Raw genomic sequence first — 13,647 nt, forward strand, 5'->3', positions numbered from 1 at the left:
AAAAAGTACCTATGTTGTATAAAATATATACAGATATCTGTTTACAAATTAATATTAAACTTCTATAATTTAATCATAAAAAATGACAAAGGGGTCTTATGGAAAATTTTGCAGATGTAAAATATATATTAGATGGCTTTCTGTTTGTATTTGCAGGAATCTTAGTAATGTGGATGGCGGCTGGTTTTGCCATGTTAGAAGCTGGTTTAACACGAACAAAAAATAATGCAACGGTATTAACAAAAAATATGGCTTTATTCGCTATATCTTGTATTATGTTTTATTTTATAGGTTATAACTTAATGTATGGTGAAGGAAGTGCTTTTATTGGAAGTGGAGCAATGTTATCTGGGAAAACTAATGAAGCAATGGGTTATCCTGTAATGGCTGATTTCTTTTTTCAAGTAGTATTTGTTGCAACTGCGGCTTCAGTTATTTCAGGGACAATTGCTGAAAGAATGAAGTTATGGCCATTCTTGATTTTCACAGTTGTTTTATCAGGTGTAATTTATCCTATTCAAGGTCACTGGTCATGGGGTGGATCTGAATTAGGTGGAATCATTGCTGGATTTAGTGATTTTGCTGGATCAACTATTGTTCACTCTGTTGGTGGATGGGCTGCTCTTGCTGGTGTTTTAATTTTAGGTGCAAGAAAAGGAAAATATGGTAAGGATGGACAAGTAAAACCAATTCCAGGATCTAACCTAGCATTAGCAACTCTTGGAACATTTATTTTATGGATGGGATGGTTCGGATTTAATGGTGGTTCTCAATTAGCTTTAGGTTCAAAAGAAGATATTGATGGAATTGCTTCAGTTGTTGCAAGTACGAATATGGCTGCTTGTGCTGGTGCTGTAATGGCTGCTATTTTAACTCAACTTATTTATAAAAAAGTTGATTTAACAATGGTTTTAAATGGGGCATTAGCAGGACTTGTTTCTTGTACTGCAGGACCTGATTTAGGTATGAATATTGCATTTATTGAAGGTTTAGTTGGTGGTGCATTAGTTGTGTTTGCAATTCCATTTTTTGATAAATTAAGAATTGATGATCCTGTTGGAGCTTTATCTGTTCACTTAGTTGCAGGTATTTGGGGAACACTAGCTGTTGGTATATTTAACCCAGAAGTTACTATTATGGCTCAAGTTAAAGGTATAGTTGTAATAGGTGCATTTGTGTTTATTTCATCATTTATTGTATGGAAAATATTAGATTTAATAATTGGGTTAAGAGTTGATGAAGAGACTGAAGTAAATGGTCTTGATATTCATGAAACTGGACTTGAAGCATATCCAGAATTTAAAAGAGCATAATTAAGGACAAATAATGAAAAAAATAGAAGTAATAATTAAACCTTTTAAATTAGAAGATGTAAAAGATGCACTAGTTGAAATAGGTATAACAGGAATGAGTGTATACGATGTAAAAGGATATGGAAGACAACAAGGTCACTCAGAATTGTATAGAGGGGCTGAATATGTAGTAGATTTTCTTCCAAAAATCAAGATAGATATAGTAGTAAAAGATGAGATGGTAGAAAGTACAATAAATGCGATAGTAAATTCTGCAAAAACAGGGAAAATTGGAGATGGGAAAATATTTGTTTCATCTTTAGATGAAGTAGTAAGAATAAGAACAGAAGAAAGAGGAACTGAAGCTGTTTAAATCTTATTTTAATTCAAAGAAAATATACTTTTTTCTTTGAATTGTATATAAAATATACAGTAATTAATTGTTGTATATTTTATATTAGTGTTATAATATTCAAAACACAAAGGAATATTATGAACGTAGAATCTATATCTTACATAATAGATACTCTTTATGCAATCTTTGCCATGACATTGATTATTTTTATGGTCCCAGGTTTTGCAATGCTAGAAGCAGGTATCGTACGAACAAAAAATGTTACAGCTGTATTAACAATCAATACACTTATATACGCTGTTGCATCTCTTTCTTTTTTACTTTTTGGTTACTCATTAGCTTTTGGAGATTTAGGAAGTGATAGTATGAGTAAATATGCTGCATTTTTATTTCAAATGGCATTTGTTGGAAAAGTTGTAAATATTATGAGTGGTGGAGTTAGTGAAAGAGCAAAGGTTATTCCATTAGTGCTATTTACAGTAATTATGGCATCAATTTTATATCCATTAGTTGTAAATATTACATGGGGTTCAAACTTTCTTGAAGGAACAATCTTAGAATTATCAATGTATGATTTAGCTGGTTCTACTGTTATTCATTCAACAGGTGGATGGGCTTTACTTGCAGCTATTTTAATAATAGGAGCTAGAAAAGGAAGATATCCAAAAGAAGGTGGTATTAGAGTAATACCTGCATCAAATATTCCTTTAGTTACTTTAGGTGCTTTTTTATTATGGATTGGATGGTTTGGATTTAATGGTGGAAGTGTAGGATCAATTGCATCAAAAGAAAATGCAGATTTGGTTGCCCTTACTATTATGAATACAAATACTGCTGGTTTATGTGGCGCTATAGTTGTAGCAATTATTATGCAAATAATGTATAAAAAACTTGATCTTACCATGATTTTAAATGGGGCACTTGGTGGATTAGTAGCAGTTACTGCAGGACCAGATTTATATGATATTTATACACCTATTTTAATAGGATCAATTGGTGGAATATTAGTAGTAATTGGTGTATCTGTATTTGATAAATTAAAAATAGATGATCCCGTTGGAGCTTTATCTGTTCACTTAGTTAATGGTATTTGGGGAACAATAGCAGTAGGGTTATTTGCTTCAAATGGCGAAGATATAACTATATTAGGACAATTAAAAGGAATAATAGTAGTTGCTATTTTTGCCTTTATCTCTTCATATATTATTTTATTTATAATAAATAAGATCATGCCTTTAAGAGCAGGAAATGATGAAGAAATGCAAGGGTTAGATGTTGAAGAATGTGGAATTGAAGCTTACCCTGAATTTAAAAGAGCATTCTAAATTTAATATTATGTAAATTTTTTATTAAAGATAATATTAATTTAAAAAAATTTTGTTAAAATATAAGAACTAAAAAAAGGATTAATAGTGAAAAAAATTGAAGCTGTAATTAAACCGTTTAAACTTGAAGATGTAAAAGATGCTTTAGCTGAAGCTGGAGTTACAGGTATGACTGTATCTGATGTAAAAGGTTATGGAAGACAACAAGGACATAGTGAACTTTATAGAGGTGCTGAATATGTAGTTGATTTTTTACCAAAAATCAAATTAGAATTAATTGTTGCTGATGAAGATGTAGATTCGACAATTGCTGTAATAATTGAAGCTGCAAAAACTGGAAAAATTGGAGATGGAAAAATATTTGTTTCTCCAATTGAAAAAATCGTAAGAATTAGAACAGGTGAACAAGATGAGGAAGCTATTTAATGGCAAGTGAAACTGTATTTGAGTTAAATGAACCACTAGATATGCATTTGCATTTAAGAGATGCAGATATGCTAAAGTTAGTTGGACCTTTAACTTCTAAAACTTTTTCAGGTGCTTTAATAATGCCTAATTTAGTACCTCCTATTACTACAAAAGAGGCTTTATTAGCTTATAAAGAAAGAATCAAAGATGCTTGTAAAGATGATAATTTTGAACCTTTTGTAACACTGTTTTTTAAAAATGATTATTCTTATGAATTTTTGGAAGATATCAAAAATGATATTATAGGTATTAAATTATATCCTGCGGGAATTACAACAAACTCAGAAACAGGTGTTTCTTCTATGAATGTTGAGAATTTAAGACCTACATTAGAATCAATGAGTAAGTTGGGAATTCCTTTATGTATACATGGTGAAACTAATGGTTTTGTTATGGATAGAGAAAAAGAGTTTATGCCAATTTATGAATCATTAGCTGTTGCTTTTCCTGATTTAAAAATTATAATGGAACATATCACAACTAAAGATGCTATTGAATTATTAGATAAGTATGATAATTTACACGCAACTGTAACTTTACATCATTTATTAATAACACTTGATGATGTAGCCGGTGGAATGTTAGCTCCTCATTTGTTTTGTAAGCCAATTGCAAAAAGACCAGAAGATAGATCTGCTTTATTAAATGCTGCTTTAAAAGCTCATCCAAAATTAATGTTTGGAAGTGATTCAGCCCCCCATCCAAAACATAAAAAAGAGTGTTGTGGTTGTGCAGCAGGTGTATTTACATCACCAATTGCTCTTCAAGTTTTAGTAGAACTTTTTGAAAAACATAATTGTTTAGATAAGTTAAATGCTTTTGTTTCTACAAATGCAAAAAAAATATATGATTTAAATTTAACAAATAAAACAATAAAATTAATAAAAAAAGATTTTGTAGTTCCAGCTATTTATGAATACAAAAATGAAAATGTAGTTCCTATGTATGCAGGGGAAACTATTTCTTGGAGTATTGAGTCAATTAATTAAAATGAAAAGATAGCTTATTTGCTATCTTTTTGATTTAGAAGTCTTCTTATATTTTCAGCTGATTCTTTAGCTTTTACTTCTCTTTCTTCTCTCATTAACCTTAATGCATTAAGTGTTTCTTGTTTTTCTCTATCTAAATTAGCTCTTATTTGTATGGCTTTTCTATTATTTGAAATACCAGAAATTGCAGAAAATTTTTCTTTTTTATTAATATAAATAGTTGCTGTTGACGAAGTTGCATTTTTATTAAATACAATTACATCATCTTCTTTTAGATTTAATATATCTTGTGCATTTAATTCTGTTTCTGCCATAATTGATTCAACTCTCATTCTAGCACCTGAAATTAAAGTTTTAATATCCCTTTTTCTACTTGTCTTTCTATTAGTACTTTCAGAAAATATTTTTTCTACAATTTTATTAAGCAATGGCTCGAAATATGAAATTGGATAACATATAGATAGAAATCCTGATTCTTCATCAATAGTAATCTCTAAAACAACAAGTAATACAATTTCATGATCAGATACTATTTGTATAGCGTTTGCATTAGTATCTCTTGATTCTATTTTAAAATTTAAACTAGAAATATCATGCCATGATTTATATAGATTTTTTATAAACATTTTATAAAAATGCTCTAGTATTTCGATTTCAATTTCTGTTAGTTCTCTATCAATATTATCGCTTGTATTAACAGCTCCTGAACCCAATAGTTCTGCAATTATTTTGTGAGAAATTGCAGGATTACATTCAACTACAATACGACCTTCTAGAGGTTTAATTGATAAAGTATTTAAAGATGTGATTTGTGGAATTGATAAAATAAATTCTCCATAAGTCATCTGCTCAATTGAATATAGTTTAACATCTACTATTTTTCGAAGCATTGAAGATAAGTCATTAATAAAATCTCTTAACATTTTATCATGCATGGTTGAAAATGCTTTTAGTTGTTCAGCTGTTATTCTATTTGGTTTTTTAAAGTCATAAATAGAATAGTTCTTTTCTTTAGAAATAACCTTCTCAATTGGTGAGTTATCAATATCTTCACCTTGTTCTGCTATGTCTAAAAGAGCATCAATCTCATCTTGACTTAAAAATTCAGCCATATTATCCTCTTACCTCAATATCAACATCAATTGCGCCCATTTCTTTTATCATTTTTAGTGTATCAATTATTTCACTCATAGGTAATTTCATAACTTTCATAGCTCGTACTAAATCAGAGATAGTTGGAGCAGCTTTTGTATTTATCATTGCATTATCAATGTTAACAACAGGTTTATCTGCAATTTTTACATTATCTCCTATATCAACACCAGGATTTTGTTTTGGATCATTCCATGCTTCATTACTAAGACCTGACTTATCAATTCTAATTGTAAAACTATTTCGTGCAATAGTTACAGGATCAATAATAATGTCACCTCCTGTGATTAAAGATTCTCTACTTAAATCAACAATAACTTTCTTCTTGAAAGAAGAATCAAGCTCTATTGTTTGAACCATTGATAAAAATTTGACAATAGATATATCAGCTGGCTTCATTACTTTAATTGTTCTTGTATCCATAGCAGTTGCAAGTTTTTTTCCAAATTTTTCATTTATTTTTGTTTCAACTAAATCTGCATTTTTAGCTGAGTTTTGTAAAAGACTGAGTTCAATAAAGTTTTCATCTTTTAAACTAAAATCAATTTCATTTTCAACAGTTGCACCCTCATAAATAAAACCTGAAGTTTTGTTATTTTCATTAGCAGCAATAGTTCCTTGTGCTAAGGCATATACATTTCCATCAACACCTTTTAGCTGGGTAATTAAAAGCTCGCCATTATCAACAGATTTAGCATCACCTATTGTTGAAACTTTTACTTTTATTTTATCACCTTGTCTAGAAAATGGTGGTAAATCAGCAGTTACCATAACAGCAGCAATATTTTTTGAAGTAATAGAAGATGCTGGAATTTTTATATATGAATTTCTTAAAAGATTTTGTAAAGATTGTATTGTGAATTTTGATTTATCACCTGTTCCCGCAAGTCCTACTATTAGTCCATAACCTATTAGTTGATTTTCTCTGATTCCGATTACATTTGAAATGTCTTTAATTGTTTGTGAATATAAAGATGATAATAAAAATGTAATCATAAATAAATATCTCATATATCATCCTTTGTTATTAATTGATTTTATTTTATCGAAAATTTAATAAAAAAAGGTATAATCTATGTTAATAAAATTATTTTGTAGGGTTATAGATTGAATATTTACATTTATGGAAATCATAGTTTTAAAAAAGAAATACATGAAACTTTAGAACACTCGAATATCAAATTTAAACTTGATGCCAATTCCGTAATAAAAGAGATAGATGAATTATCTGAATTAAAAAAAACTATAAAAGATAATCCTAAAGATATTTACTTAATAGATGATGAAAAAATTATTAAAAAAAATTCATTAAATACAAAAATTAAGTTTTTAGCGCCAAAAGATGGCATAGAAGAAGAGTTCTTATTGGATAGTGGAATTGCTGATTTATCAGTAAATTCATTATCAGAGATTCCAAAATATATATTAAGAAAACATGAAGAAGAAAAACAACAGTTAGATCCTAATATTCAAGCTTCTATTGCAAATATTGTAGATGAAGCATATGAAAAAGAGAATATTGAACTTGATGAAGAGTTATCCCAATTATTGGCAAAAGAGGATATTGTTGAAGAAAAAAATGAAAATGAAGTAAATAGCTTGGATGATATATTTGATATGCCCTCCGATGTTGATTTAGGTATACCAGAAGATGTATTTAGCAATGTTGATGACTCTTCTGAAATATCAAAAGAAGAATTAGATGATATAATGAATTTTAATGATAATTTTGGATTAAATAATATATCATTAGACTACGATGACAAAAATATTGAAGATAAATCTTCTGATGAAAAAGATCCCTTTGAAAATTTTGATAATGAAGAAAATGAAGAAGATAAAATGTTTGATGATTTAGATTTTTTAGAAGATGTTTTTAATAATCAAGAAGAAAAAACAAAAGAAGAAGATATTAAAGAGCATGTAAATGAAAAAGAGAGTTTAGATGAATCTTTGCAAGGAGAAGGGAATATGAGTAATGATAAGTTTTTTGAATTAGATTCTCTAAATGAAGAGGATTTACTTGATGCTTTAAATTGTACTGTTAATAAAAAAGTTGAAGAAATTAATACAAAAGATTTAGCAGAAAAAAATACTAATTCTATAAATATTACAAATTCATCAAATACAGATGAGCTAGCTCAATTAATTTCTAAATTATTAAGCAATAAAACTTTAGAGATAACTATAAAAATTAAAGACTAATATATGGATTTAATTGCAATTGCAGAGAATACAGTTAAGATTATATTAATACTTGGTCTTCCTTCTTTGATTGTTAGTATGGTAATTGGTCTTATAATCTCTATTTTTCAAGCTGTAACACAAGTAAGTGATGCTTCTTTGTCTTTTGTTCCTAAAATGATTTTTGTTTCTGCGTTTATTTTAATATCTTTACCATGGATAGGTGATCATATTGAAACATATACAAAAGATTTATGGAATATTATATTGGTTTTTGGTAATTAACCTTGATAGAAAAATTGTATAATTTAAAAAAAAATCAAACAGATTTAAAATTGATGGAAAAATCACAATTAGAATCTAAAATAGAAAAAATAGATATAGAAGTTTCTCTTACCAAAAATCAAATAGATACAGCATCTGTTCAAAAACATGGAGCCATATCAGATTTTATGATTCTAACTATACATAAAAATACAATGAGATCTCATATTGTAAAATTAAATAATGAAAAAAAAGTTTTATTATTACAAATTGAAAAAGTTGTAAAAGAGATAATAGAATTGCAAAAAGAAACAGAGCAATTTGCATATATTTTAGAAGAGGAAAAAAAAGAGGCAATAAAAAAAATATTATTAGCTGAAGAAGAAGCCTCAACAGAATATATGCAAAGTAAATATATAAATGAAAGGACAGAATTTTGATTAGTAAATTATGTATTTTGATTTTAATGTCAGTTTTTTTAAATGCAAGTGAAGAAACAAGTAGTAGTTTAACAAGACAAAAATATGAAGTTATGGAATTAAAAAAAGAGTTAAACAGCTTTTATAAAGACAAAGAGCAAGAATATCAAGAAAGAAAAAAAGAGCTAGAAGGAATACTTTCTCAAATAGAAAAAGAAAAAAATCAAATAAAAGATTTACACGATAAAAACTTAGAGATATTGCAAGATATAAAATTAGCAGTAGAGAGCAAAACGTCAAAAATTTATAATCAAATGAAACCAAAAATAGCTGCAGATATTTTTAATCAAATGATAGGTGAAGGCAAAATTGATGATGTTTTTGATATAATTTTAAAATTAAAAGAGAGTAATGTAACACAAATAATGAAATTTTTAAGTGTTCCTAATGCATCAATACTTACTCAAATGTTAGAAAATTTTAATATAAACAAAGAAAAGAAGGAATAAATATGGCAGATGAAAATAATAACACAGAAGCTAAAAGTTCAGGTAGTGGAAAAGGATTAATAATTGTTTTAATTGCCTTAGTTGTTATTTTACTTGTAGCTGTTGTAGGTGGAGGATATTTCCTATATTCACAAGGTATTCTTTCTGGAAATAATCAAGCAACTACTCAAGAAGTTGTAAAAGAAGAATCAAGTGATAAGGGTGCTTCTTTTAAAGCTGATATAAATGATTTAGTATTAAACTTGACTGACTCAAGAGGAAAAGAAAAGCTAATGAAGTTGTCTTTTTCTATTAAAAGTACAGAACCAACCATTGCAGCAATTGTTGAAAACTATAAAGCAGAAATTATTGATGTTGTAATTTCTCAAATAAGTGCAAGAGGTTCAGAAGAATTATTAACAGTTGGTGGGAAAAATCTTTTGAAAGATGAATTAATGCAAGATATCAATAATGTAATAAATGAGGTTACAGCTTCAAATACAGAAGTTGCTAGAAATAATGTAAATGCGATTTTATTTACGACATTTGTAATAAAATAGAATTATGATAGTAGCTGTTAAAAGAAATAAAAAACAAAAGATAATAAAAATTGTATCTTTATTAATTTTGATTTGTATGTTTGGCGGTTACTATTATTATACGAGTAAAACTTTTGCAGAACAACAACAAAAAGAACTAGAAGCAAAACAAGCATTAAAAATAGAAGAAGATAAGCAAGAAAATAATAAAAAAGAGATTGAAAAAGCTATTTTAGTTGAGATTGAAAAAGCTGTTGATTTGGTTGGGCAAGAAAATATTAAACATGTAAAAATTATAGAAAATAAAGTTGTAATAGTTTGTGAACTTAATACAAATTTAGATGCCTTAATGGTTAGATATGGGGTAATGGCTTTCGTTAAAAAAACATTAAACGAAATTATCATTGCAGTAGATATTGATTTTATATTAAAAAGTAAATTAAATGCGAAATAATACAATTTTTTTAATTCTTATACCTTTTGTTTTTTTAGGTTGTGCCGTAACAGCAGAACCTGAGCTTAATTTTGATAAACCAGAGGTTCAAATTCCTAAAAAACCGCCTGAACCTATAAAAAATAAAGGTTCTTTATATTCGCAAAGAGGAACTTCTTTATTTGCTGATAAAAAAGATTTACAAGTTGGAGATATTATACAAATAGTTATAAGTGAAGATCTAACTTCTAAAAGTACTAATAAAAGAGAATTATCAAGTACACGAGATAATAACTTAGGCGGAGGTCTTTTAGCATCTACTGGAACAAACGGCTTAAGTAGTGTTGCTAATAAAGTAAATTCTACATTAGGAGTTGGATTTTCTACAAGTAGTGATAGTTCTGATAAAGGTTCTGTAAAAACATCTTATGATGAAACTTTTGATACTACTGTTTCTGCTATAATTGAAGAAACATATGAGAATGGTAATTATTATATAAAAGGTAGAAAAGAGATGCTTGTTGAAGGACAAAAGCAAATAATAATTATCAGTGGAGTAATTAGACCTTATGATATAACCTCTGATAACTCAATAAACTCTTCACAAGTTGCAGATTTAAAACTATTATATGATAAAGATGGAACTGAATCAGATATATTAGAAACACCATGGGGATTAAAACTAATAAGAACAATTTGGCCGTTCTAATAATTATGTTTATTAAGTAAAAAAAATTATTAATTTTTTATTTTTTCCAGTTTTAAGGGAATCTATAATATACTTTTATATAAGAATAATTAATATGGAGTTAATATATGGGAATAGAAGCTTATAATCAACAAAATGCAATTTCAGATGATCCTTATGTTTTAGTATTGAAGCTTTACGAAGGTGCAATTAAATATCTTTCTTTTGTAAAAAATGCAATGCAAGATGGAAATATTGAGTTAAAGTTTACGTATATTAATAAAACTATTGCAATTTTTGATGAACTTCGAAATGTATTAGATTTTGACGGTGGAGAAGTTGCTTACTATTTAGATGGTTTATATTTATATCAAATAGAGACATTATTTAGTGCTGGAATTGATGATAACGTTAATTCAGTTAACCAAGTTATAAAAGTTACTCAAGGATTAATTGACGCATGGAAAGAAGAGACAGGTCTTTAAAAGCTCTAAAAGAATTAATTTATATTGATTCATTAGATTCTTTTGCTAAGGCAGATGCTTTAGTGAAATGGTATGAAAATTATTTAAGTACTGATTCCATAGAAGATTTTGATTTAGAATTAAATCAATTTAAACAACTTAGAGAACTTTTTTTTAAAAATATAAATTTTCTAAAAAATCATAAAGAAGAAACACGTTTAGAATTAGTGCAAATCCAAAAAATGAAAAGATTTCTAAAGCATTAAATCTTTTAAATTAATATCCAAAGAAAAAATATAAGCCCTTATATTTTTAGGAATTTTGTTTATTCTACAAAGTTCCTTAAACTTTTTATCCATTATTATCTTTAACATTGGTGCTATCCAAATATTATTTTCATAGATAGAAATATTTATTTTATTTGATATTGTAATTTCTTTTTGTTTTAATATCTCATTTCTTTGTGCATTTGAAAGAAGTATTCCTCTTTTTTTTAAAGATAAATCTATTGTTCTAATATTTAAATTATCATCATGTTGATTTAAAAATATCTCTAATTCCTCAATTTTTTTAATTGCTTTATACTGTATATTCATAGAGTTTAAATCATTTTGTAAATACTCAAAAGATTTAGATATTCCTTCTTTAAACTCTTCTAATAACTTATCTGAAAAATTATGTCTAAAAAAGTTTCTTTTATATTTTTCATTAAAATTTGATTCATCTATAAAATATTTTAGATTGTTTTTTTGTAAATAAATTTCTAAATCATCTTTTGTAATATTTAAAAGAGGTTTATAAATTTTGTATGTTTCTTTTTGTTCAAACTCATTAAAACCAATAAGTTCAATAAGTCCTGCACCCTTACTTAACTGCATCATAAACCACTCTAGTTTGTCGTTTAATTGATGAGCAGTAATTAAGTTTTCATAAGAGTGTTCATGTATAATTTCTTTAAAAAATGCATATCTAATATCTCTTGCATTTTTTTCAAAATTTGAATGATTTAATATTTCAATATTTTTAATATAAATATTTTTAGAGTATTTATTTGCAAGCTCTTTTGCATAAGAAATTTCTTCTTTGCTTTGCTCTCTTAAATTATAATCAACAATTGCAATATCAAATGGAATATCTTGTTCAAGTAGTAAAAAAAATAGTGCAGTTGAATCAACTCCTGCTGAAAAAGCTAGAAGATTTTTTTGATTCTTAATTGCACTAAAATCTAAATTCATAATTTTATTTAATAACAGTAGCTAGTAATTTATCTCCAGCAAGTTCAGTAACTCTTACCGTATAAATTTGTCCAAATTTAATTTGTTCACCATCTGCTAATTCATTATCATTGATATATATTTCACCATCAATATCAGGTGCCCAAATAGTTTTTCTAGCACTTAATAAATATTCATGCTCATCACTTTCACCATCAACATAAACTTCAAAAGTTTTTCCTACTTCTGCTTCTAAAGATTCTTGAGTAGTTTGAGCAATTATGTCACCAATAATGTCAGCTCTTTCATCAATAATATCTTGCTCTATTAAATCTTTTGATTGGGCTGCTGTTGTTCCTTCTTCAGTTGAATAAGAAAAAACATTTGCCCTATCAAATTTGAACTCTTCAATATATTTACATAAAGCTTCATGATCTTCAACTGTTTCTCCTGGATGACCTGCTATAAATGTAGTTCTTACAAACGAGTTTGGTTTACTTCTCATATGACTCATAAGCTCATTTAACTTCTCAACACCTTTTCCTCTTTTCATGATTTTAAGCATAGAAGGAGTTATATGTTGTAATGGCATATCAAAGTAGTTTACAAAAACATTTGAGTCAGCAATTTTATCAATTAGTGATAAAGTTGTAGTTGAAGGATAAAGGTATAAAATTCTAGCTGTTTTAATCCCTTCTATTTTTTCAACTTCTTCAATTAAAAGTTCAAGTCCGTTGTTTATTCCTTGGTCTCTTAAAAATGATGATGAATCTTGTGATACAAAAGAAAAATCAATATAACCACGAGCAACAAGTGATTTAACCTCTTTTACAAGTGACTCAAGAGTTCTTGAGTGAAGTTTTCCTTTAAATGAAGGAATTGCACAAAATGAACAAGTTTGATTGCATCCTTCACTTAATTTCACATAAGCATGGTATGAAGATCCTGTAATTACCCTTTCATTTGTATCTGATGCTAAAAATACTTCATTTGTAAATGCACTTCTTTTTTCATTTACAAGTAAATCAATTTTGTCATAATCACCAACTCCTGTGAAAACATCAATTTCAGGTAACTCTTTTTGAAGCTCACCTTGATATCTTTCACTCAAACATCCAGCCATTACTAAAACTGATTCTTTTTTTCTTTCATCGTGAAGATTTAAAATAGTATTTAAACTTTCTTGTTTTGCACTATCGATAAATCCACATGTGTTTACAATAATAACATCAGCACTAGCTGCATCATTTGTTATTGTATAATCTTTTAATTTACCTAACATAATCTCAGAGTCAACAAGGTTTTTTGTACAACCAAGACTTACTAAGTGTAGAGATTTTTTAGGATTTTGTGTTGAAAATTTCATATTATTA

18 protein-coding genes are annotated in these 13,647 nt (G+C 27.5%); 14 read left to right on the forward strand and 4 right to left on the reverse strand.

The features are described from left to right. Positions 1-98 precede the first annotated feature (98 nt). The 5 genes from ABVS04_RS04115 to pyrC all read left to right on the forward strand — a co-directional run bounded on the left by ABVS04_RS04115 (position 99) and on the right by pyrC (position 4,429). On the forward strand, positions 99-1,313 hold the full coding sequence (locus ABVS04_RS04115) for an ammonium transporter (protein WP_368029408.1): 1,215 nt from the start codon (positions 99-101) through the stop codon (positions 1,311-1,313). Positions 1,314-1,326: 13 nt separating this feature from the next. Further along, the gene (locus ABVS04_RS04120) at positions 1,327-1,665 is read left to right on the forward strand and encodes a P-II family nitrogen regulator (protein WP_368029409.1); all 339 of its coding nucleotides are present in this window, start codon (positions 1,327-1,329) and stop codon (positions 1,663-1,665) included. A 119-nt stretch (positions 1,666-1,784) separates the two neighbouring features. Then, positions 1,785-2,972, forward strand: coding sequence for an ammonium transporter (locus ABVS04_RS04125; protein WP_368029410.1), 1,188 nt, complete (start codon positions 1,785-1,787; stop codon positions 2,970-2,972). 87 nt (positions 2,973-3,059) lie between these two features. Then, complete coding sequence (locus ABVS04_RS04130) at positions 3,060-3,398, forward strand: P-II family nitrogen regulator (protein WP_172124447.1); 339 nt, start codon at positions 3,060-3,062, stop codon at positions 3,396-3,398. After that, positions 3,398-4,429 (forward strand): dihydroorotase, encoded by a 1,032-nt coding sequence (gene pyrC / locus ABVS04_RS04135; protein WP_368029411.1) that lies wholly within the window; start codon positions 3,398-3,400, stop codon positions 4,427-4,429. The genes ABVS04_RS04130 and pyrC overlap by 1 nt, the downstream gene beginning before the upstream one ends. 14 nt (positions 4,430-4,443) lie before the next feature. On the opposite strand, the gene fliM is transcribed toward pyrC, so the two are convergent. Both fliM and ABVS04_RS04145 read right to left on the reverse strand, forming a co-directional pair. Next, positions 4,444-5,541 (reverse strand): flagellar motor switch protein FliM, encoded by a 1,098-nt coding sequence (gene fliM, locus ABVS04_RS04140; protein WP_368029412.1) that lies wholly within the window; start codon positions 5,539-5,541, stop codon positions 4,444-4,446. A gap of 1 nt (position 5,542) precedes the next feature. Further along, positions 5,543-6,592, reverse strand: a complete 1,050-nt coding sequence (locus tag ABVS04_RS04145) for a flagellar basal body P-ring protein FlgI (protein WP_368029413.1) — start codon at positions 6,590-6,592, stop codon at positions 5,543-5,545. A gap of 96 nt (positions 6,593-6,688) precedes the next feature. Between ABVS04_RS04145 and ABVS04_RS04150 the strand changes: the two genes are divergently transcribed. From ABVS04_RS04150 to ABVS04_RS04190, 9 genes are all read left to right on the forward strand, one after another. After that, positions 6,689-7,786 (forward strand): hypothetical protein, encoded by a 1,098-nt coding sequence (locus ABVS04_RS04150; protein ID WP_368029414.1) that lies wholly within the window; start codon positions 6,689-6,691, stop codon positions 7,784-7,786. Positions 7,787-7,789: 3 nt separating this feature from the next. Next, the gene (locus ABVS04_RS04155; RefSeq protein ID WP_368029415.1) at positions 7,790-8,050 is read left to right on the forward strand and encodes a flagellar biosynthetic protein FliQ; all 261 of its coding nucleotides are present in this window, start codon (positions 7,790-7,792) and stop codon (positions 8,048-8,050) included. Positions 8,051-8,052: 2 nt separating this feature from the next. Next, on the forward strand, positions 8,053-8,469 hold the full coding sequence (locus tag ABVS04_RS04160) for a hypothetical protein (RefSeq protein ID WP_368029416.1): 417 nt from the start codon (positions 8,053-8,055) through the stop codon (positions 8,467-8,469). After that, on the forward strand, positions 8,466-8,957 hold the full coding sequence (locus tag ABVS04_RS04165; protein ID WP_368029417.1) for a hypothetical protein: 492 nt from the start codon (positions 8,466-8,468) through the stop codon (positions 8,955-8,957). The genes ABVS04_RS04160 and ABVS04_RS04165 overlap by 4 nt, the downstream gene beginning before the upstream one ends. Positions 8,958-8,959: 2 nt before the next feature. Then, positions 8,960-9,496 carry a flagellar basal body-associated protein FliL gene (fliL, locus tag ABVS04_RS04170; RefSeq protein ID WP_368029418.1) on the forward strand — a complete coding sequence of 179 codons (537 nt, stop codon included), beginning with the start codon at positions 8,960-8,962 and terminating at the stop codon, positions 9,494-9,496. Positions 9,497-9,500: 4 nt separating this feature from the next. Beyond that, on the forward strand, positions 9,501-9,929 hold the full coding sequence (locus ABVS04_RS04175; RefSeq protein WP_368029419.1) for a hypothetical protein: 429 nt from the start codon (positions 9,501-9,503) through the stop codon (positions 9,927-9,929). After that, a complete protein-coding gene (locus ABVS04_RS04180; RefSeq protein ID WP_368029420.1) occupies positions 9,919-10,617 on the forward strand; it encodes a flagellar basal body L-ring protein FlgH in 699 nt (232 codons plus the stop codon). The genes ABVS04_RS04175 and ABVS04_RS04180 overlap by 11 nt, the downstream gene beginning before the upstream one ends. 107 nt (positions 10,618-10,724) lie before the next feature. Then, positions 10,725-11,081 carry a flagellar export chaperone FliS gene (fliS, locus tag ABVS04_RS04185; RefSeq protein ID WP_368029421.1) on the forward strand — a complete coding sequence of 119 codons (357 nt, stop codon included), beginning with the start codon at positions 10,725-10,727 and terminating at the stop codon, positions 11,079-11,081. Further along, entirely contained in the window at positions 11,057-11,326 is a 270-nt protein-coding gene (locus ABVS04_RS04190; RefSeq protein ID WP_368029422.1) for a hypothetical protein, read from the forward strand. The genes fliS and ABVS04_RS04190 overlap by 25 nt, the downstream gene beginning before the upstream one ends. Here ABVS04_RS04190 and tilS read toward each other — a convergent pair. Together tilS and rimO are read right to left on the reverse strand one after the other, a co-directional pair. Further along, positions 11,315-12,295, reverse strand: a complete 981-nt coding sequence (gene tilS, locus ABVS04_RS04195) for a tRNA lysidine(34) synthetase TilS (protein ID WP_368029423.1) — start codon at positions 12,293-12,295, stop codon at positions 11,315-11,317. The two genes, ABVS04_RS04190 and tilS, sit on opposite strands and share 12 nt — an antisense overlap. Positions 12,296-12,299: 4 nt before the next feature. After that, positions 12,300-13,640 carry a 30S ribosomal protein S12 methylthiotransferase RimO gene (rimO, locus tag ABVS04_RS04200; RefSeq protein ID WP_368029424.1) on the reverse strand — a complete coding sequence of 447 codons (1,341 nt, stop codon included), beginning with the start codon at positions 13,638-13,640 and terminating at the stop codon, positions 12,300-12,302. Positions 13,641-13,647 lie beyond the last annotated feature (7 nt).

Source organism: Arcobacter sp. s6, from assembly GCF_040884245.1.
In the GTDB taxonomy this organism is placed as follows: Bacteria; Campylobacterota; Campylobacteria; order Campylobacterales; family Arcobacteraceae; genus Aliarcobacter.

Coding starts and splice junctions, on each gene's coding strand:
- ABVS04_RS04115 (WP_368029408.1), top strand. CDS start 99: ATGGAAAATTTTGCAGATGTAAAATATATATTAGATGGCTTTCTGTTT.
- ABVS04_RS04120 (WP_368029409.1), top strand. CDS start 1,327: ATGAAAAAAATAGAAGTAATAATTAAACCTTTTAAATTAGAAGATGTA.
- ABVS04_RS04125 (WP_368029410.1), top strand. CDS start 1,785: ATGAACGTAGAATCTATATCTTACATAATAGATACTCTTTATGCAATC.
- pyrC (WP_368029411.1), top strand. CDS start 3,398: ATGGCAAGTGAAACTGTATTTGAGTTAAATGAACCACTAGATATGCAT.
- fliM (WP_368029412.1), bottom strand. CDS start 5,541: ATGGCTGAATTTTTAAGTCAAGATGAGATTGATGCTCTTTTAGACATA.
- ABVS04_RS04145 (WP_368029413.1), bottom strand. CDS start 6,592: ATGAGATATTTATTTATGATTACATTTTTATTATCATCTTTATATTCA.
- ABVS04_RS04155 (WP_368029415.1), top strand. CDS start 7,790: ATGGATTTAATTGCAATTGCAGAGAATACAGTTAAGATTATATTAATA.
- fliL (WP_368029418.1), top strand. CDS start 8,960: ATGGCAGATGAAAATAATAACACAGAAGCTAAAAGTTCAGGTAGTGGA.
- ABVS04_RS04175 (WP_368029419.1), top strand. CDS start 9,501: ATGATAGTAGCTGTTAAAAGAAATAAAAAACAAAAGATAATAAAAATT.
- ABVS04_RS04180 (WP_368029420.1), top strand. CDS start 9,919: ATGCGAAATAATACAATTTTTTTAATTCTTATACCTTTTGTTTTTTTA.
- fliS (WP_368029421.1), top strand. CDS start 10,725: ATGGGAATAGAAGCTTATAATCAACAAAATGCAATTTCAGATGATCCT.
- ABVS04_RS04190 (WP_368029422.1), top strand. CDS start 11,057: ATGGAAAGAAGAGACAGGTCTTTAAAAGCTCTAAAAGAATTAATTTAT.
- tilS (WP_368029423.1), bottom strand. CDS start 12,295: ATGAATTTAGATTTTAGTGCAATTAAGAATCAAAAAAATCTTCTAGCT.
- rimO (WP_368029424.1), bottom strand. CDS start 13,640: ATGAAATTTTCAACACAAAATCCTAAAAAATCTCTACACTTAGTAAGT.